We start from the raw sequence: 18,872 nt of genomic DNA on the forward strand, positions 1-18,872 counted from the left end.
ATCCCCGAGGCCGGTACCCGGTCAGGATATCGGCCCGTGAGGCGGCGCGCACCAGTGGGCTAGTCTTCTGCCACGGCTGGTCGTGGGGCCTGGTCGCCGAGGCATTCTGGGGAGAAGCCGAATGGGAACCACTGCGAGGCGTGTCGTCGCACTGCTGATGTGGGTCGCGGTCGCCGCCGTGGCCCTGTACCTGAGCCTTCAGCGCTACCGCGACGCGGTGGGCAGCGACATCGGCACGGACCTGCGCACCTTCGTCGCCGCAGCCGACCACATCCGCCACGGGCGCAGCCCGTACACCGAGTTCGGCTACGTCTATTCGCCCTTCGTCGCGTGGCTGCTCCTGCCGTTTCCGGACTTCGATGCAGCGGTGGGCCCGTGGACCGCGGCCTCCATCGCGTCGCTCTGGGGTGCCGTCGCGGCCGTGACCGCCACCTTCTGGCACGCGCTGTCCTGGTGGCAGCGTCCGCTGCTCGCCGGTGTCGGGCTCGTCACCGCCCTCTACAGCCCGCTGCTGTCGCTGGATCTGTGGTTGGGGCAGACCGATCCGTTCCTGCCTCTCGTGGCGGCGCTCGCGGTGTTCTTCGCGTCGCGCAACCGGCAGGTCGCCAGCGGTGTCTCGCTCGCCATGGGCGCGATCATCAAGAGCTGGCCTGTTGGGCTGGGGCTGTGGATGTTCCGCCGCGGCGTGGCGCACCGAGCCCGCCTCATCGTCGCCACGGTCACCACCGGAGCGACCCTCCTCCTGCTCACACTCGTCGTTCACGGTCCGGGCATCTTCGCGGAGTGGATCGATCGGACCCTCACCCTCAGCGAGCAGGACCTCGTCGCCTATTCGGTGTGGGGGTTCGGCAGACACCTCTTCACGCAGTCGCCCGCACTCGACCCGCTGTTCGCGGCTCCGGCACTGGGCACCGCGGTGTCGTGGCTGCTTGCGGCCGTCGTGGTCACGCTCATCGTCATCGCGCTGCGTCGCCCCGGCGACGACGCGCTGTCGATGTGGAACATCGCGACAGGGGTCGTGCTCCTCATCCCGGTGTGCCACCTGTGGTACTTCCTGCTCGCGCTCCCACTGCTCTGGACATGGGTCGCCCACGCGCTGAAGGGCACGCGGCGGATCGACTCTCTGCTCGCCGTCGCGATGCTCGCCGTGTGGTGGGTCATCGTCTTCCGTCTGCCGCCGCTGGACAACCAGTTCGGCCAGAGCACACCGCAGTACATCGCCGTCGTGCTGTCGTCGGTCGCCGCGCTGGCCGTGTCGGTGACGATGTCGGCCCGACTCGACCGCCGGACGAGGGTGTCCGAGATCCACGACGAGGCCGTGGTCGTCTGAGATCAGCCGCCCGACATGGCGATGGCCACGGCCGCGAGCGCGGCGATGAGAAGCATCCCGCCCGCGGCGAATCCGTAGGTGCGTGGCAGCGGCTTCCAGAACGCAGAGGTACGGAACGGGTCCTCGATGAACCGCTTGGAGAGATATCCGAGCAGGATCGACGCCGCCACCACGGCGAGGGCTCCCACCGATCTGACATTGGTGCCCGTGCTCAGGAGCACGAGCACGTAGATCGGCTGATGCCACAGGTAGATGCCGTATGAGACGTCGCCGACGAACTGGACCGGCCTCATTGAGCCGTAGCGCGTCGGACTGAGCCACGACCGTCTCGTCTCGCCCCAGATGACGAGGACCGTTCCGGCCACAGGGAGCAGCGCCCCCGGAGCCGGATGCAGCATGAGTTCGGGAACGAGCGCGGCGCCGACGATCATCGCGAGGCCGCCCCACGACGCGACGTAGTGCATCGCGGCGATCACGCGCGCGCGAAGGCGGAGCTCCGGCAGCCTCGGCACGAGGGCGAGCAGTCCACCCGCCGCGAACTCCCACACGACCGACGGCGTGCTGCGCTCGGCATGGAAGGGGTGTCGAAGCGTCAGCCAGAGGGAGTACGCGAACGAGAGGAGCAGCGCGCACACCATGACGACGGCGACGATCTGCAGGCGGCCCCGGGTCATCCCACGACGGCGGCCTCCGACTGCGGCGATGCCGAGGCCGGCGAGGATGAGTATGGGCCAGACCAGGTAGAACTGCTCCTCGACCGACAGCGTCCAGAAGTGCTCCACCGGCAGCGGATAGTCCACCCACGGCAGGAACCCGAGGTGACGCGCTATCGACGCCCAGTTCTCGACGTAGAGGGCACTGGCGGCCGCCTCGAGCAGGCTCGGCGTTCGCGCAGACTGCGGCAGAACGACCGTCACGGCGAGGATCGTCACGGCGATCACGACGAACGCGGCCGGCAGCAGCCTGCGGATGCGGCGAGCCCAGAAGTCGAGCAGCCTGATGGATCCTGTGCGCTCCACTTCACGGAGCAGCTGGGTCGTGATCAGGAAGCCCGAGATCACGAAGAAGACGTCGACGCCGATGAATCCGCTCGGAACGCGCGACTCCCACAGGTGGAACAGCAGCACCAGCGTGACCGCGACGGCTCGCAGCGCCTGGATCTCGGGCCGCATTCCGCCGCCCGGTTCGCCCGAGTGCGGCGTCGTACGCGATGCCTGCGACTGCGTCACGGCTGTTCAGAGCTCGCCGGGCTGCAGGGCTTGCTCATCCATCTCTTCCAGCACCTCACGAGCGACCGAGTGCTTGCCTGTCCGCTTCGGCGCGTAGACGACGAGCGAGTGGAAGACGAAGCGCACGAAGAACGCGACCACGAGAGTGATCGCGGTGGCGACAACGGCCGACACGTGCCCGGAGCTGACCATCAGCGCGACGACGGGGATGCGGACGACGGCTTCGGCGTTGTTGAACGCGAACGACTTCGCGAAACGTATCCACACCCCCGAGGCCGCCCCCCGCATGTCCTGGAAGACGAAGTGCTCGATGAGCAGGAAGTTGCCGATGATCGTCACTTCCGCGGCGACGATCGCCGCGACCAGATAGTCGACCCCCAGCTGCGTGAGCGCCCACACGATGAAGACGTTGGCGACAGCGCCGAGTCCCCCGACCAGCGCGAACAGCGACATCTTGCCGAATCGGAGTGCAGTGAGCTGCGCGACGAAGTGCATCCCCTGCCCGAGTGACGCCTTCGACTCGCCCGCGTGCCGGTCGGCGAAATCGAACGGCACCTCGGCGACGCGAAAGGGCTTGCGAGCGAGAATCTCGAGCAGGATCTTGAAACCGCGCGGCTTGAGTGTCTGGAGGTCGACCGTCCGACGGTCGATCAGGAAGAACCCCGTCATAGGGTCGGTCACGTCGCGGAGCTTGACAGGGAACATCGCCTTCGTGAGCGCCGTCGACGCCTTCGACACGAGGACGCGCGTCCTGTCGGCCAGTCCGTGCGCGGTGCCGCCGCCGACGTAGCGGGACGCGACGACGACATCCACGTCGCCGCGCTCGAACCGCTCCAGCACGTCGGGGATCTTCTCCGGCGGATGCTGCAGGTCACCGTCCATGACCAGGCAGAGGTCGGACTGCGCCTGGCGGAGTCCTTCGACGACCGCACCGCCGAGGCCGCCGGTCTTCTCGTCACGGTGGATGAGCCGGACCGATACACCGGCCGTCTCCGCCACTTCCCGGATCACGTCGGGGGTGTCGTCCGTGCTGTCGTCGACGAACACGATCTCGGTCTGCCGACTCTGTACCGCGTCGGTGACACGACGGACCAGCTCCGCGACGTTCGGAGCTTCGTTGTACGTCGGAACGATGATCGAAAGGTCGATGGCGGTCCCTCCGGCTGCGCCTCCCCAATGGCGCGAGAACCATCGTCGCACGCCGGGCACGCCTCACGAAATGCCCGGCGGTTATGAATTGCCCGTGTACAACGCCGTGGACCCTTCGCCCAGGTTCCATCCCGGAGAATGGAGTCATGACCTCCCCCTCGACGATCACCATGTTCGGCGCCGACTGGTGCCGTGACTGCATCCGCACGAAGAAGCAGCTCGACGAGCTCGGCATCTCGTACACCTACGTCGACCTCGTCGTCGACCCCGCTGCCGCCGACGTCGCCCGCGAGATCTCGGGCCGCACGAACATCCCCGTCGTGGTCTACCCCGACGCCTCGCACCACGTCGAGCCGTCGAATGCCGACGTCGAAGCCAAGCTCCGCGAGCTGTCGCTGATCTAATCCTGAGGTGACCGATCGGCGGTCGGCTGGTACCGTCGATCCATGGGGAGCTTGGGGAGCACCCCCGAATTCGTCGATCCGGCGGATCACACGGGGGAAGAATCGTCGACGCGCAGCTTGGGTCAGTCATTGTCGGCAGACGACTTCAAGTCGCTGTTCCGCGGACATCCGGGGGGCGTAGCGGTCATCACGGCCGAAGGTGAGAACGGGCCGGTCGCGCTCACTGCGACCTCTGTCGCATCGGTGAGCGCCGACCCGCCGCTGCTGGTGTTCTCGCTGTCCTCGCTCTCGTCGTCCACACCCGCGATCGCGAACGCGGACAGCATCGTCGTTCACCTGCTCGACGCGAACGACCTCGATCTCGCGCGGCTGGGAGCCGCCCGTGGCGTGGATCGGTTCTCGGACGTGACGATGTGGACACGGCTGGTGACAGGAGAACCTCTGTTTCTCGGGGTGCGCGCGTGGGTTCGGTGCGCCGTCGTGAGCCGGATGGAGGCCGGCGGCTCCACGGTCATCGCCGCGCAGGCTCTGCAGTCCGCGATCGCCCGAGACGTCGAGCCCGGGCAGCCGGGCGACGCTCTCGTCTACTACAACCGCGCCTGGCATCGCCTCGGCGACCACTCGCACATCGCCCCGCAGGACTGACGCGATCGACCTGTTGCCGCCACGGTGCCCGCGCTCATTAGGCTGAAGCCGTGAGCGTCGAACGCAACACCCGCGAGATCGAGGGATCGGTCGTCACCGACTTCCAGGACCGCATGAGCTACGGCGGGTACCTCGATGTCGAGACGCTGCTGTCGGCCCAGCGGCCGCTGAGCGATCCCGAGCACCATGACGAGCTGCTGTTCATCGTGCAGCACCAGACCACGGAGCTGTGGCTGAAGCTGGTCCTGCACGAGCTCGGCGCCGCGTGCCGGCTGCTGCGCGAGGACCAGCTCGCGCCGGCGCTCAAGTGCATCGCCCGCGTCAAGCACATCCAGAAGACGCTGACCGAGCAGTGGTCGGTGCTGGCGACGCTGACGCCCGCCGAGTACGCCCAGTTCCGCGGGGTGCTCGGCAACGCGAGCGGGTTCCAGTCTGCGCAGTACCGGGCGGTCGAGTTCACGCTCGGCAACAAGAACGCCGCCATGCTGCGGGTGTTCGCCGCAGATCCGGCCGCCCACAACCTGGTCGAGGAGGCGCTGCAGGCCCCGAGCCTGTACGACGAGTTCCTGCGGCTGCTCGCGCGCACCGGATACCCGATCCCGGCGTCGGTGCTCGAACGCGACGTCACGACCGCGTGGACGTACACTCCCGAGCTCGTGCCCGTCTTCACCGAGGTGTACCGCGACCCGCAGACGCACTGGGCGGCGTACGAGACGTGCGAGGAGCTCGTCGACCTCGAGGACAACTTCCAGCTGTGGCGCTTCCGCCACCTCAAGACCGTCGAGCGCATCATCGGGCTGAAGGTCGGCACCGGCGGCTCCAGCGGTGTGCCGTTCCTGCAGCGCGCGCTCGATCTCACGTTCTTCCCCGAGCTGTACGCCGTCCGGACGGAGCTGTGATGCCGGGCGATCCCTTCGCGCTGCGCGAACTGCTCGGCCCGGACGCCGCCCTCTGCCGCCGGGCGATCACGGGCGAGCACGGGGTGTCGCTGCCGCCGTTCACCGACCACCACGTGCACCTGCACCTCATCGACGAGCAGGCTCTCGCGCCGGGCGGCATCGCCGCGGTCGTCGACCTCGGCGGCGACCCGGTCGGCCTCGCCCAGCGGCCTGCGGACTCCATTCCCCGAGTGGCATATGCCGGCGCCTTCCTCACCGCCCCCGGCGGCTATCCCGCCGGGCGGCCGTGGGCGCCGCCGCAGATCGTGCGCGAGATCGTCGATGCCTCCACGCACCCCGGCGTTCCCGGCGGCGCCGCGACGGCCGTCGACGAGCAGGCGTCCTTCGGGGCATCCGTCATCAAGGTCGCGCTCAACAGCGTCACCGGTCCCGTCCCCGACGCCGGCACCCTCGAAGCGATCATCGCCACGGCGCACGACCGCGGGCTCCCGGTCGTCGCGCACGCCGAAGGCGACGGGATGCCGCAGCTCGCCGCCGCCGCCGGCGTCGACGCGTTCGCGCACACGCCGTTCAGCGGTTTCGTCGGCCGCGCGTTCCTCGCGCATGCCGTCGCCGCGGGACAGGTGTGGATCTCGACCCTCGCGATCCACGAGGGCGACGCCGAAGCCGCGGAGGCTGCCCGGCTCAACCTGGCGGGGTTCGCCGCCGCGGGCGGACGCGTGCTGTACGGCACCGACCTCGGCAACGGCGACCGGCCGGTGGGCGTCGTCGCCGAAGAGGTCGCCGAGCTCGACCGGGCGGGCGTGCGCGGCGCGGCGCTCATCGCCGCGATGGCCGACCCGTGGCCGGCCGCGGCGCCGCCGTCGGGCGTCTCGACGTTCGTACCCGGCGATGCGCCCACGCGACTCGACGAGGTCGCCGCCTGGCTGCGCGGCGCCACCGTCGTGCCCAGCGAGGAGCTCATCCATGACGAGTGCTGACCCCCTCGCCGTCAAGACGCTCGCGGACGAGGCATCCGCTCTCGATGCGGCCGACCCACTGCGCGATCGACGCGACCTTTTCGTCGGCGCCGAGACATCCCTCGTCTACTTCGACGGCAACTCCCTCGGGCGGCCGCTGCAGGCGACGGCCGGACGTCTCGCGCGGTTCGTGCAGGAGGAGTGGGGCGGCCGCCTCATCCGCGGCTGGGACGAATCGTGGATGCAGCTGCCGTTCGACATCGGCGACGCACTCGGCCGCACCGCCCTCGGTGCGGCGCCGGGCCAGACGGTGATCGGCGACTCGACCACCGTGCTGCTGTACAAGCTCGTGCGCGCCGCGTTCGACGCCGCCGTGGCCGCCGACCCCGCCCGCGTCGAGATCGTGGTCGACCGGGACAACTTCCCCACCGACCGCTATATCGTCGAGGGCATCGCGGCCGAGCGCGGCGGGCGCGTGCGCTGGGTCGAGGCCCCGCTGGACGCGGGGGTGGACGCCGACGCGCTGCGCTCCGCCGTCGGGCCGGCGACCGCGGTCGTCGTGCTGTCGCACGTCGCGTACCGCTCCGGATACCTCGCGGATGCCGCGGCCCTCACCCGCATCGCGCACGACGCCGGCGCGCTCATCGTGTGGGACCTGTGCCACTCCGCCGGTTCGGTGCCCGTGCAGGCCGACGCGTGGGAGTTCGACCTCGCCGTCGGGTGCACCTACAAGTACCTCAACGGGGGTCCCGGGTCGCCGGCCTTCGCGTACCTGGCCACGCGGCTGCAGGATCGCCTCGCGCAGCCGATCCAGGGCTGGATGGGCGCCGACGACGTGTTCGCGATGGGGCCGGCCTACCGACCCGCGCACGGGATGCGCCGGTTTCTCTCGGGCACGCCGCCGATCGTCGGCATGCTGGCGATGCAGGACACGCTCGCGCTGCTGGACGAGGTCGGGATCGAGGCGGTGCGCGACAAGTCCGTGGCGCTCACGTCGTTCGCGGTCCGCGTGGCCGACGCGCAGCTCGCCCCGCTCGGCGTCACCGTGGCGTCGCCGCGCGACCCGTCGGCGCGCGGCGGGCACGTGACCCTGTCGCATCCCGCGATGCGCGCCGTGACCGCACGGCTGTGGACGCAGGACGTCATCCCCGACTACCGCGACCCGGGCGGCCTGCGCATCGGCCTGTCGCCGCTGTCGACGTCGTTCGCCGAGACCCTCGCCGGGCTGGAATCGGTCGCGGTGGCGGTGTCAGCTGCGCAAGCGGAAGCCTGATCCGCGGCTCCGGCGATTGCCAGGGAACCGTCGTCGCTTGATCAACGATGGCCGGGCGCGGCCGTAAGCCACGCCTCGCGGATCACGGCGACGGTGTCGTCGATGCCGAACCGCGCGCCGGCAACGGCGCGGGCCGCGCGTGCGCGCTGCGCAGCGGCATCCGGATCCTGCAGGACGAGCGTGATGCCCGTCGCGAGAGCAGATGCGTCGCCTGGCCGCACAAGCACGCCGAGTTCTGTCGTGCGAACCGGGGCCGGTGCGTCCTCCCGCCCTCCGTCGGGCACGAGCATCTCGCGAACGCCGCCCGCGTCGGAGGCGACGACGGGGATGCCGGCGGCCATCGCCTCAGCGACCACCTGGCCGAACGGCTCGGGTACGGGCGACGCGTGGACCAGCACCGTCGATGCGCGCAGCTCGGCACCGGGGTCGGACACCCAGCCCGTGAATATGACGCTGCTGTCCAGGCCGAGCCGTTCGGCGAGCGCGGGCAGGGCGTCCGCGTACTCCTGCTCGGCGAACAGTGCAGCCCCGACGATCCGGAAGCGCACGTCCGGCCGGGTCTGGGCGAGCGCCGCAGCCGCCTCGAGGAACTCCCGCTGACCTTTCGTCGGACTGATCCGGCCGATCACCGTCACGACGGGATGGTGCACGTCGGGCTCGGCGACCTCGAACGCCTCGGGAGGCAGACCCGGGTAGGCGATCACTGCCTTGCGCCGGGCGCGCGAAGGCAGCGTGTCCCGCGTGGCCTCGGAGTTGACGACGATGCGTCGCGGCCCCGCGAGCGCGAGGACACGCATGAGCCGGACGAGTGGACCGGGCAGGTAGTCACGGGCCAGTCGGTCGTGCAGGTGCCACACCCACCGCCGACCCGCGAGCGGCGCCGCGAGCGACACGAGCACCGCCGACTTCAGCGAGTTCGCGACGACGAGGTCGCACTGCGAACCACGGATCCCGCGCACGAGGCGCGGGACGAACCCGAGGGTCGCCGCAGCGGTGCGAAGCGCAGTGACCGGGCTCAGGACGCGGTCGCGCGACGTCCGGTTCGTGTGCGAGTCCAAACTCAGGATCGCCGTCGTGATGCCCGCGGAGGTCAGGCGTTCGCGGAACGGGCCGTCCTCGAACAGGAGCGCCCGCACGGTGAGGTCGGCCTCGCCGATCCGTTGGGCGACGCGGAGCAATGCGGATTCCGCGCCGCCCTCTTGTGCAGTGTGATCCACGACAAGCACTCGCACGGCCGACGCCACCCCTCCCGCGCGCTCGCGCGCGCCTCGCTCCGACCATACGGCCTGTGCGCCCCGCGGCGCCTCGAGGGCTGACCTACACTGGCGCGATGAGCAATGAGGCTCCGGCGGCACCCGAAGCCGCGGCATCCACTTCTTCGCGCCTGGGCGCCGGGACGATCGCGCGCTACGCGACCGGGTCCCTCGGCACGGGCGGCTTCGCGACCCTGCCGGGGCTCGTCCTGACCTACTACCTCACCGACTCGCTCGGCGTCGCGGCGCTGGCGGCCGGCGCCGTCATCACGATCGCCAAGGTGTGGGACGTCATCATCGATCCCGTCATCGGGGCGCTCACCGACCACGACCTCGCGCGGCACGGCAGCCGGCGCCGGCTGATGCTGATCGGCGCGTGCGCGCTGCCCGTGCTGTTCGCCCTGACGTTCGCCGTGCCGCCGGCGCTCGGACCGATCGCCGCCGGCATCTGGGTGCTGGTGGCCTTCACTCTCACCGCCACGGCCTTCAGCCTCTTCCAGGTGCCGTACATCGCGCTGCCCGCGGAGCTGACTCCGCGGTACGACGAGCGCACCCGGCTGCTGACCTGGCGCGTCGTGGTGCTGACGCTCGCGATCCTCCTCTTCGGGGCGGGCGGTCCGGCGCTGCGTCGCGTGTCGGACGATCCCGTCGTCGGCTATCTCGTGATGGGGATCGTGTGCGGCGTCGTCATCGGACTCGGGATGCTGGTGTCGACGACCGTTGCGCGACGTGCGGCCGCGGCGCCGGCCGCCGCGCCCGCGACGGCGCCCGTGGGCGACAAGGCCGGGATCCGCGAGCACTATGCCGCCGGCATCCACGCCCTCCGGCGCAGCCGGCCCTTCCGGATGCTGCTCGCCACGTTCGTGCTGCAGGCGCTCGCGACCGGACTCATGCTCGCCGGCGCGCAGTACGTGGCGACCTGGGTGCTGCACTCGGAGGCCGCGGTCGAGCTGCTGTTCGTCGCGCTCATCGCACCGGCGCTGCTGGCTGCGCCGGGCTGGGGCGTCGTCGCCCGGCGCATCGGCAAGGAGCGCACGTTCGCGATCGCGAGCGTCGTGTTCGGCGTCGCGGCGCTGTCGATCCTGGGGGTGCTGTGGGCGCCGGGCGACTGGATCTACGTCCCCGTCGGCATCGCGGGCATCGCGTACGCGGGCATGCAGTCACTCCCGATGGCGATGCTCCCCGACGTCATCTCGCACGACGAGCGCTCGCACGGGCCAGGGCGGGCCGGCGAGTTCAGCGGCGTCTGGACGGCGGGTGAGACGGTCGGCTTCGCGCTGGGCGCGACGACGCTGTCGCTGATCCTGGCGCTGACGGGGTACGTCTCGCGCGCCGCCGGGCAGGTCGTGGAGCAACCGGATGCCGCCGTCTCGGGCATCGTCGTCAGCTTCAGCCTGGTGCCCGCCGTGCTGATCGCGGTCAGCCTCGTGACGCTCGCCCGGTACCCGCTGCGGCGCGACGACATCGACCTGGGGTGACACGGCGGGTGGCGGCATCCACTGATACCGAGTCGCACCACCTCTGAAACTGCGTACCGCGCACGCGACCCGTGACGTAGGATGCCCGGTGACGGACTCACCCGACCCGGGTTCCGGGCACGAGTTCGAAGGAGAGCACCATGGCCCCCACCTCGTCGACCCCTGCGAAGCCGCGGGCACAGAAGGCCGCGCCGAAGGATGCCGGCACCACGCTGGCGGACGACGAGCGCACCGCCCTCGACGCCGACATCGACCGCCTCGAAGAGGGCTCGCGCGTGTGGGCCGCGCTCACGCTCGACCAGCGTGCGCGACTGCTCGGCCGGGTGCGCGACGCCGTCGGTGCGGTCGCCCAGGAGTGGGCGGACGCCGCCACGATGTCGAAGGGCCTGGAGCCCGGCCACGCGCTGTCGGGCGAGGAGTGGCTCGGCGGCCCGTACGCGATCATCGGGCTCCTCGACGCGCTGCGCGAGACGCTCGAGGCGCTGGCGAAGGGCAGGAGCCCGCTCGACGGCGTGAAGCTCGACACCGCACCGGGCGGGCGCCTGCGGGCGCACACGTTCCCGCTGAACGGCACCGAGCGGTTCCTGCTGTCGGGTTTCACCGGCGAGGTGTGGTTCGAGCCCGGCGTGACCGCCGTCGACGCGCGCCGCGAGGCCGGCCTCGCACAGCTGACGCCGACCGAGCCCGGTGGCGTCGGCCTCGTGCTGGGCGCCGGCAACGTCACCTCGATCCCCGTCGCCGACGTGCTGTACGAGCTGTTCGCCCACAACCGCGTGGCGCTCCTCAAGGTCAATCCGACGCAGGACGCGCTCGTGCCCGTGTTCGAGCGGGCGCTCGCGCCGCTCATCGAGCCCGGCTTCGTGCGCATCGTCCGCGGCGGAGCCGCGACGGGCGCGTTCCTCACGTCGCATCCCCGGCTCGTGCACGTCCACATCACCGGATCGGCTGCGACGTTCGACGCGATCGTGTGGGGCGCATCGACAGGCTCCGCGACCGAGGGGGCGACGCGCGAGACTCCGAAGCTGAAGGTGCCGATCACGGCGGAGCTGGGCGGCGTCTCGCCGATCATCGTCGTGCCCGGGCAATGGTCGGCTGCCGACCTGAAGTACCAGGCCGAGCACGTGGCCACCATGCGCCTCGTGAACGCCGGGCACAACTGCATCGCCGGCCAGGTGGTCATCGTCAGCTCGGACTGGCCGCAGCGCGCCGAGTTCCTGCACCGCCTGCACGAGGCGTACGCCGCGGCTCCCGAACGCCCGGTGTGGTACCCGCGCAGCGACGAGCGGCTCGGGGACGCAGCATCCAGCTATCCCGACGCCGCGTGGAGCGCCGACCACACGCGCGCGATCGTCGAGGTCAAGGGCGGCGACGACCCGGCGCCGGTCGAGACCATCGAGTACTTCGCGCCGATCCTCGGGGTCGTCGAGGTCGCGGGGACCGGGCAGGAGTTCCTCGACGCGGCCGTCGCCCACGCGAACGCGAAGCTCACCGGCACGCTCGGCGCCAACGTCCTCATCGATCCCGTGACGGAGGCTGCGCTCGGCGACGGCTTCGAGCGGGCGATCGCCGACCTGCGGTACGGCGACATCGCCATCAACACGTGGACGGCGTTCAACTTCCTGACCGCACGCCTCACGTGGGGCGGGCTCCCCGGCGCGACGCTCGCCGACGTGTCGAGCGGCATCGGCGTCGTGCACAACGCGCTGCTGCTCGACCGGGTCGAGCGATCGGTCGCGCGCGGTCCGTTCCGGCCGTTCCCGCGCTCGGTGGGCAAGGGCGTGTTCACGATCCTGCCGACGCCGCCGTGGTTCGTGAGCTCGCGCACGGGCGCCGAGGTGAGCGCAGGACTCACCCGCTACCTCGTGGACGGCAAGCTGCCCGGCCTCGTCGCGACGCTCACCAAGGCCATGCAGGCATGAGCCGACGCGGCGCCTCCGGACGGCGCGAGGCGTTCGGCGTCGACGGGCTCGAGGCCGACTACGTCGTCGTCGGCGCGGGCTCGGCGGGGGCCGCCCTCGCCGCCCGCCTCAGCGAGGACCCCACCGTGTCGGTGCTGCTGCTGGAGGCCGGTGCGCCCGACAAGGCACTGGAGCTGCACGTCCCCGCCGCCTTCTCGAAGCTGTTCCGCGGCGCCTACGACTGGAACTACGACACCGTCCCCCAGCCCGAGCTCGAGGGCCGCACCGTGTACTGGCCGCGCGGCAAGACCCTGGGCGGATCGTCGTCGCTCAACGCGATGATGTGGATCCGCGGTTTCGCCGCCGATTACGACGAGTGGGCGGATGCCGCCGGCCAAGGCTGGTCGTGGGACGCCCTGGTCCCCTACTTCCGCCGCGTCGAGCGCACCGCCGACCCCGTTGATCCGACACAGGGCGTCGACGGCGCCCAGGCCGTCGAGCACCAGCGCGACCCCCGGTCGCAGACGGCGGCGTTCCTGGCCGCCGCGCGCGAGGCGGGGCATCCCGTCACTCCCCCGAATCTGCCGGCCGGCCAGGGCTTCTCACAGACCATGGTGAGTGAGCACCGCGGCGGTCGCGCGTCGACCGCCGACTCGTACCTGCGACCGGCGAAGCGGCGCGCGGGGCTGCGAGTGGTGACCGGCGCGCACGTGCGGCGCGTGACGTTCGCCCCTTCGGCAGGGACCGGGACGGGGAGTCCGGGCGCCGCGGTCGGCGCCGCGGTCGATGCGCCCGCGGTCGCGGGCGCTGAGCCTGTCGAACCGCGTGCCACCGGCGTGTACGTCGACATCGACGGCATCACGCGGCACATCCGGGCACGGCGCGAGGTCATCCTGTCGGGCGGCGCGATCAACACGCCGCAGCTGCTGATGCTGAGCGGCATCGGGCCGGCCGCACATCTCGCCGAGCACGGGATCGACGTCGTGGTCGACGCCCCGGACGTCGGTGCCAACCTGCAGGACCACCTGGTCGCCGGCCTGGCGCCCGCCGCCGACGCGGGCACGCTGTACGACGCCGAGAAGGCGATCGAGCTCGTGCGGTACCTGACCGGCCGGCGGGGCATGCTGAGCTCGAACGTCGGCGAGGCGTACGGGTTCGTGCGCACGCCGGTGGCGGATCGCGCCGGCATGCCGCAGGGCCTCCCCGACATCGAGATCATCTTCGCGCCCGTCCCGTACGTGGGCGAGGGGCTCGTGCCCACGCCCCGCCACGGGCTCACGGTCGGAGCGATCCTGCTGCGCCCCCGCAGTCGCGGGACCATCCGGCTCGCGTCGGCGGATCCGCTGGCTGCGCCGCTGATCGACCCCGCCTACCTCTCTGACGCCGAGGGTCTCGACGCGGCGACGATGCTCGCCGGCCTCGCCGAATGCGAGCGCCTCCTCGACACCGACGCGATGCGCACGGTCACCACCGGCGGCTGGGTGCAGCCGGAGGGCGGCGAGCGCATGACCCCCGAGGAGCGGGCCGAGCTGTCGATGCGCCGCTACTCGCACACCCTCTACCACCCGGTGGGCACGGCGCGCATGGGGACGGATGCCGCCTCCGTCGTCGACCCCGAGCTGCGGGTGCGCGGCGTCTCCGGCCTGCGCGTGGCCGACGCGTCGGTGATGCCCACGGTGATCCGGGGCCACACCAACGCCCCCGCGATCGTCATCGGCGAGGTCGCCGCCGACCTGCTGCGCGGCCGTCGCTGATCCTTCGGGGTACGGCCCCGGCCCCGGCCGTTGAGCGAGCGAGGAACGAGCGAGACGAAACGCGCCGAGCACAAGGTCGGCCTCGGCCCCGGACCCGCCCCCGGAGCCTTTCGTCTCGCTGGTTCAACAGGTCAACCGCGCTTCCGCAGGAGAACCTCGCGCGAATCCTCCTGCAGACGCGCGGTTGACCTGTTGCACGAAGTCCGCACCGCAGTGATCGCGCCGCGGTCACGCGATACCAAGAAGGAGTGGATGCCGGGGCGCCGGCATCCACTCCCCCTCTTGAGCGCGCGTCACGCCACCGGGACCGCCACGTCGGGCAGCGGCAGGGACGTGCCGCCCGAGAACATGCGGCGCACGAGGGGCAGCATGGCCTTCGAGAACATCACCCGGGTCATCGCGCGTGACATGGCGGCCTCGAACTTCGTGGCCGGCACCATGCGCTTGATGCCGCCGCCCGGGATCTCTTTGCCCTTCTCGGCGAACGGCGCGATATCGGCCGAGTAGCGACGCAGCGCACCGGGGGCGTCGTCGGGCGTCGCGGCGATCCGCGCCGCCAGCAGGTACGCCCCGATGAGCGCGGTGGCCGTTCCCTGTCCGGTCATGGGCGAGCCGCACGACGCGGCGTCGCCCAGCAGCACGACGCGACCGTTCGCGACATCCGGAACGTCGATGCGGACGAGCTCGTCGAAGTACAGATCGGATGCCGCACCCAGCGCCTCGAGGACGACCGGGGCGTGCCATCCCGCACCGGCGATCCGCTCGCGGATCAGCGCCTCCTGCGCGGTCCGGTCGCCGCGCAGCGACGGGTCGCGGTCCATGCGGAAGGTGAGGATGGCCTTGGACGTCGCGGGGTCGAGGTCGGGACGGATGCCGAAGGTGGCACCGGGCACGAACCGCATCGCGAACCAGTTCTCTTCGAGGTCGACCGGCGTCGGCATCGTGAAGAACGCCGCGTACCCGCCCAGGTAGGTGGCGAACTGCTCCTCGGGCCCGAACGCGAGACGCCGAGTGAGCGAGTGCACGCCGTCCGCGCCGACCACGATGTCGAAGCGGCCGGAAGCTGCGTGCTCGAACTCGGCGTCGACGCCGGTCGCATCCTGCGTCAGGGCCGTCAGGCGGTCGCCGAAGCGCAGATCGAGCAGGCCGGGAGCGGCGTCGGCGGCGGTGCGGAGTGCGTCGAGCAGCACCTGTGCGAGGTCGCCGCGGGCGATCTCGATCTCGGCCACCGCGCCCTCGCCGTCGAAGTCGGCCATCGACATGCGGCCGAACACCCTGCCCTCGCCATCGACGTACGACATGCCCTCCTCGTGGACGCGGTAGCGGTCGATGTCGGCCATGATCCCGAGGCGCTCGGCGACCTCGCGGCTCGCGCCGCGCAGGTCGACCGCCTGCCCGCCGGGCCGCGGGGCCGCGGCCCGCTCCACGATCGTGGTGTGGACGCCCGAGCGGACGAGCTGCAGGGCGAGGGCGAGGCCGGCGATGCCGGCGCCGGAGACGAGGACCCGGGGCGTGCGGTCGAAGTCGTTCATGAGGCATCCAATCTCTAAGACGTTTGTATGAGACATATGTCTAACAGAGCGTTTAGACGTTTGTCTAGTACGGATGTCTCAGACGACTGGGTACGATGGGCTGATGGGCAATCGCGAAGACCTTCTGGCCGGTGCACGACAGGTGATCCTCGAGCGCGGCGTCGCCAGGGCGACCGCTCGTGACATCGCCGCCGCCGCGGGCGTCAGCCTCGCGGCGATCGGGTATCACTTCGGCTCGAAGGACGAGCTGATCAGCGCCGCGCTCACGGAATCCCTCGGCAGCGGCATCGGCGACGCCATGGAGGCCGTCGTCGACGAGACCGCCGCACTCCCCCTGCTCGACGGGTTCTCCGCGCTGTTCGACCGCATGCCCGAGATCTTCGCGGCGAACCGCGAGGCCCTGGTCGCGAGCTTCGAGAACTCCGTGATGGTCTGGCGCGACGCGGCTGCGAGCCGCACGCTCGCGGGCGCCATGCAAGAGGCGCACCTCGGCATCGTCGAGGTGCTGGGCTCCGCTCGTCCCGAGCTCGATGCCGCCGACCTCGACGCGATCGCCAAGCTCGAGTTCGTGCTCGTCCAGAGCCTCGGCCTGCTGTGGATCATCAGCCCCGACTCGCTGCCGACCGGCGACGAGCTCGCCCGCGCGGTGGCGGCGATCGCCGGTGACCGCGGGCGCACCGAGGACTGACGCACAGCGCTTCCGGCCCCGCCGCGACCCCCGGTCGTTGAGCGGAGCGCGCTCCAGCGCGCGCACATGAAACGCCCCTGACGCACAGCGGTTCGCGCCCGCCACGACCCGTAGCGGCTTCGAACCCCCGGGACGTTTCTGGCCATTCGCCAAGAACGGCACGCCACCCGCGCCGATCCTGGCGACTCGCCACGATCGACCCCAGGGGCAGACGCAGGAACGCCCCTGCCGCACGGGGCGACAGGGGCGTTTCGCGAAGTGGATGCCGGGTCAGCGGCCGCCGCGGCGGTTGCCGCCGTTCTGACGGACGACCGAGCCGACCATCAGCTTGCCGGTGCCGCCGGACGACGCGCGACGGCCGGGCGTGCGCGGGTTGCCCGCCTGCTGCTGGCCCGTGCGCGCGTGTCCGGCGCTCTGGTCGTGACGCTGGTGCGACGACTTCTCGTGAGTGGATGCCGCATCCCGGCGCTGACCGGCAGCCTGCGCCTGCCCGCCCTGGCCGGAACCGCCCCGGCGACGGCGGCCGCCGCCCGAGCCGGAGCCGCGGCCCTGGCCGCCGGCATCCGTCCGCTCCTCGCGCGCAGCGCGCTTGCGCTGGGCGTTGGCGCCCTGGCTCTGGCCACCGCCGCGGACGGGAGCCGCGACGGGCGCGGGCTTCACGTACGGGGCGACCTGCCCGACGAGCGCGGTCACCTCGGCCGACTCGGCCGTCACGGCGACCGGCTCGACCGAGATCGCCGCCTTGCGCAGCAGCTGCGACACGTCGCGCTTCTGCTCGGGGAGCACGAGCGTGACCACTGCACCCTCCGCCCCCGCGCGGGCCGTGCGGCCCGAGCGGTGCAGGTACGCCTTGTGCTCCATGGGCGGGTCGACGTGGATGACCAGCTCGACGTCGTCGACGTGCACGCCGCGGGCGGCGACGTCGGTCGCGACGAGCACCTTCACCTCGCCGGACGAGAACGCCGCGAGGTTGCGGTCGCGCGCCGCCTGCGACAGATTGCCGTGCAGGTCGACGGCCGGGATGCCCTGGCTCGTGAGCTGCTTGGCGAGCTTCTTCGCCTGGTGCTTGGTGCGCATGAACAGGATGCGACGGCCCATGCCCGAGGCGAGCGCCTTGACGACGTCCTTCTTGGCGTCGGCGTCGGCGAGCGTGAACACGTGGTGCGTCATCGCGGCGACGGGCGAGTGCGCCTCGTCGACCGAGTGCAGCACCTCGTTCTGCAGGAAGCGGTTCACGAGCTTGTCGACCCCGTTGTCGAGGGTCGCGCTGAACAGCAGGCGCTGGCCGCCGGACGGCGTCGCGCCCAGGATGCGGGTGACACCGGGGAGGAAGCCGAGGTCGGCCATGTGGTCGGCCTCGTCGATGACGGTGATCTCGACGGCGTCGAGGTGCACGAAGCCCTGCTTCATGAGGTCCTCGAGGCGGCCGGGGCACGCCACGACGATGTCGACGCCGGCGTTCAGCGCGTTCACCTGACGGTTCTGGTTCACGCCGCCGAAGATCGTGGTCGTGGTGAGGTTGTACGCCTTCGCGAGCGGCGCGAGCACGGCGTCGATCTGGGTCGCGAGTTCGCGGGTCGGCGCGAGCACGAGGCCGAGCGGGCGGCCCTTGCGGCGCGGTCCGCCGGCGAGGGTGGTGCCCAGGCGCGCGACCATCGGGATCGAGAAGGCGAGCGTCTTGCCCGAGCCGGTCTTGCCGCGGCCCAGCACGTCGCGGCCGGCGAGCGTGTCGGGGAGCGTGTCGACCTGGATCGGGAACGCGGTGGTCTTGCCGGCCGCGGCGAGCGCGGTGACAAGAGGCTGGGGCACGCCGAGCGCGCCGAAAGTCATGTCGGTCATGAATGTCTGTCTCTGGGCACGACGGTGCCCTGTCGGTGGCCGGGGCGGATCTCGCCCGCGGGTCGCCGTACGAAAGATGTCAGCCGGGTGCTTCGGATCGGGAATCCGGATGCCGGCGAGGGAAGCGTTCTACGACGCGAGAAGCGCACGAAGGCGCTGCAAGGTTCTCCACCCTACCAGTGGGTGGCTGGGCGTTCCCCGCATCCCCGACCATGCCCACCCGCCCCGCGACCATGCCCTCCCGCTCCCGACCATGCCCCATCCGTCGCGAGCATGCCCCTTTCGGCGCGAGCATGCCCCTGCGAGGAAGGGGCGGGTTCGCCAACGAAGGGGCACGGTCGCGCCGGAAAGGGCACGGTCGCGCGGGAAAGGGCACGGTCGCGCGGGAAAGGGCACGGTCGGGCCGGAAAGGGCACGGTCGCGCGGGAAAGGGCACGGTCGCGCGAGAAGGGCATGCTCGCCGAGGAAGAGGCATGGTCGCGCGGGAAGGGGCGAGGTCGCGCGAGGAAGGGCGTGGTCGCGCGAGGCAGGGGGAGGGCGGG

15 protein-coding genes are annotated in these 18,872 nt (G+C 71.3%); 10 read left to right on the forward strand and 5 right to left on the reverse strand.

Features of this window, described 5'->3' with window-relative positions:
• The first annotated feature begins 121 nt into the window (after positions 1 to 121).
• Complete coding sequence (locus FB391_RS14055) at positions 122 to 1,330, forward strand: glycosyltransferase family 87 protein (RefSeq protein WP_141895347.1); 1,209 nt, start codon at positions 122 to 124, stop codon at positions 1,328 to 1,330.
• Positions 1,331 to 1,332: 2 nt separating this feature from the next.
• Here the strand turns inward: FB391_RS14055 and FB391_RS14060 are convergent, their stop codons facing one another.
• Together FB391_RS14060 and FB391_RS14065 are read right to left on the reverse strand one after the other, a co-directional pair.
• Positions 1,333 to 2,559, reverse strand: a complete 1,227-nt coding sequence (locus tag FB391_RS14060) for an acyltransferase family protein (protein ID WP_141895349.1) — start codon at positions 2,557 to 2,559, stop codon at positions 1,333 to 1,335.
• A gap of 6 nt (positions 2,560 to 2,565) precedes the next feature.
• Entirely contained in the window at positions 2,566 to 3,708 is a 1,143-nt protein-coding gene (locus FB391_RS14065) for a glycosyltransferase (protein WP_141895665.1), read from the reverse strand.
• Between the two features lie 146 nt (positions 3,709 to 3,854).
• On the opposite strand from FB391_RS14065, the gene FB391_RS14070 reads away from it, so the two are divergent.
• Genes FB391_RS14070 through FB391_RS14090 form a run of 5 tightly spaced genes read left to right on the forward strand, consistent with a single transcriptional unit; the run spans position 3,855 to position 7,888 of the window.
• Positions 3,855 to 4,112, forward strand: a complete 258-nt coding sequence (locus FB391_RS14070; RefSeq protein ID WP_141895351.1) for a glutaredoxin family protein — start codon at positions 3,855 to 3,857, stop codon at positions 4,110 to 4,112.
• Between the two features lie 42 nt (positions 4,113 to 4,154).
• The gene (locus FB391_RS14075; protein WP_141895353.1) at positions 4,155 to 4,757 is read left to right on the forward strand and encodes a flavin reductase family protein; all 603 of its coding nucleotides are present in this window, start codon (positions 4,155 to 4,157) and stop codon (positions 4,755 to 4,757) included.
• Between the two features lie 50 nt (positions 4,758 to 4,807).
• Positions 4,808 to 5,656 (forward strand): tryptophan 2,3-dioxygenase, encoded by an 849-nt coding sequence (kynA, locus tag FB391_RS14080; RefSeq protein ID WP_141895355.1) that lies wholly within the window; start codon positions 4,808 to 4,810, stop codon positions 5,654 to 5,656.
• Complete coding sequence (locus FB391_RS14085) at positions 5,656 to 6,636, forward strand: amidohydrolase family protein (protein WP_141895357.1); 981 nt, start codon at positions 5,656 to 5,658, stop codon at positions 6,634 to 6,636. Before kynA ends, FB391_RS14085 begins: the two co-directional genes overlap by 1 nt.
• Positions 6,623 to 7,888: a kynureninase gene (locus tag FB391_RS14090; protein ID WP_141895359.1), complete on the forward strand. Its 1,266-nt coding sequence runs from the start codon at positions 6,623 to 6,625 to the stop codon at positions 7,886 to 7,888. The genes FB391_RS14085 and FB391_RS14090 overlap by 14 nt, the downstream gene beginning before the upstream one ends.
• A 41-nt stretch (positions 7,889 to 7,929) precedes the next feature.
• Here FB391_RS14090 and FB391_RS14095 read toward each other — a convergent pair whose 3' ends face one another.
• Positions 7,930 to 9,105, reverse strand: a complete 1,176-nt coding sequence (locus FB391_RS14095; protein ID WP_185843102.1) for a glycosyltransferase — start codon at positions 9,103 to 9,105, stop codon at positions 7,930 to 7,932.
• A gap of 113 nt (positions 9,106 to 9,218) precedes the next feature.
• Between FB391_RS14095 and FB391_RS14100 the strand changes: the two genes are divergently transcribed.
• From FB391_RS14100 to FB391_RS14110, 3 genes are all read left to right on the forward strand, one after another.
• Positions 9,219 to 10,619 carry an MFS transporter gene (locus FB391_RS14100; protein ID WP_246093529.1) on the forward strand — a complete coding sequence of 467 codons (1,401 nt, stop codon included), beginning with the start codon at positions 9,219 to 9,221 and terminating at the stop codon, positions 10,617 to 10,619.
• Between the two features lie 140 nt (positions 10,620 to 10,759).
• Positions 10,760 to 12,538, forward strand: a complete 1,779-nt coding sequence (locus FB391_RS14105; RefSeq protein WP_185843103.1) for an aldehyde dehydrogenase family protein — start codon at positions 10,760 to 10,762, stop codon at positions 12,536 to 12,538.
• Positions 12,535 to 14,271, forward strand: coding sequence for a GMC family oxidoreductase (locus tag FB391_RS14110; RefSeq protein WP_141895363.1), 1,737 nt, complete (start codon positions 12,535 to 12,537; stop codon positions 14,269 to 14,271). Before FB391_RS14105 ends, FB391_RS14110 begins: the two co-directional genes overlap by 4 nt.
• 293 nt (positions 14,272 to 14,564) lie before the next feature.
• Here the strand turns inward: FB391_RS14110 and FB391_RS14115 are convergent, their stop codons facing one another.
• Positions 14,565 to 15,803 (reverse strand): FAD-dependent monooxygenase, encoded by a 1,239-nt coding sequence (locus tag FB391_RS14115; RefSeq protein ID WP_141895365.1) that lies wholly within the window; start codon positions 15,801 to 15,803, stop codon positions 14,565 to 14,567.
• Between the two features lie 103 nt (positions 15,804 to 15,906).
• Here FB391_RS14115 and FB391_RS14120 point away from each other — a divergent pair, with 103 nt between their 5' ends.
• Positions 15,907 to 16,491, forward strand: a complete 585-nt coding sequence (locus FB391_RS14120; protein ID WP_141895367.1) for a TetR family transcriptional regulator — start codon at positions 15,907 to 15,909, stop codon at positions 16,489 to 16,491.
• Between the two features lie 270 nt (positions 16,492 to 16,761).
• Here FB391_RS14120 and FB391_RS14125 read toward each other — a convergent pair whose 3' ends face one another.
• Positions 16,762 to 18,330, reverse strand: coding sequence for a DEAD/DEAH box helicase (locus FB391_RS14125; RefSeq protein ID WP_141895369.1), 1,569 nt, complete (start codon positions 18,328 to 18,330; stop codon positions 16,762 to 16,764).
• Positions 18,331 to 18,872 lie beyond the last annotated feature (542 nt).

The sequence above is a fragment of the Microbacterium kyungheense genome (genome assembly GCF_006783905.1).
Lineage (GTDB): Bacteria > Actinomycetota > Actinomycetes > Actinomycetales > Microbacteriaceae > Microbacterium > Microbacterium kyungheense.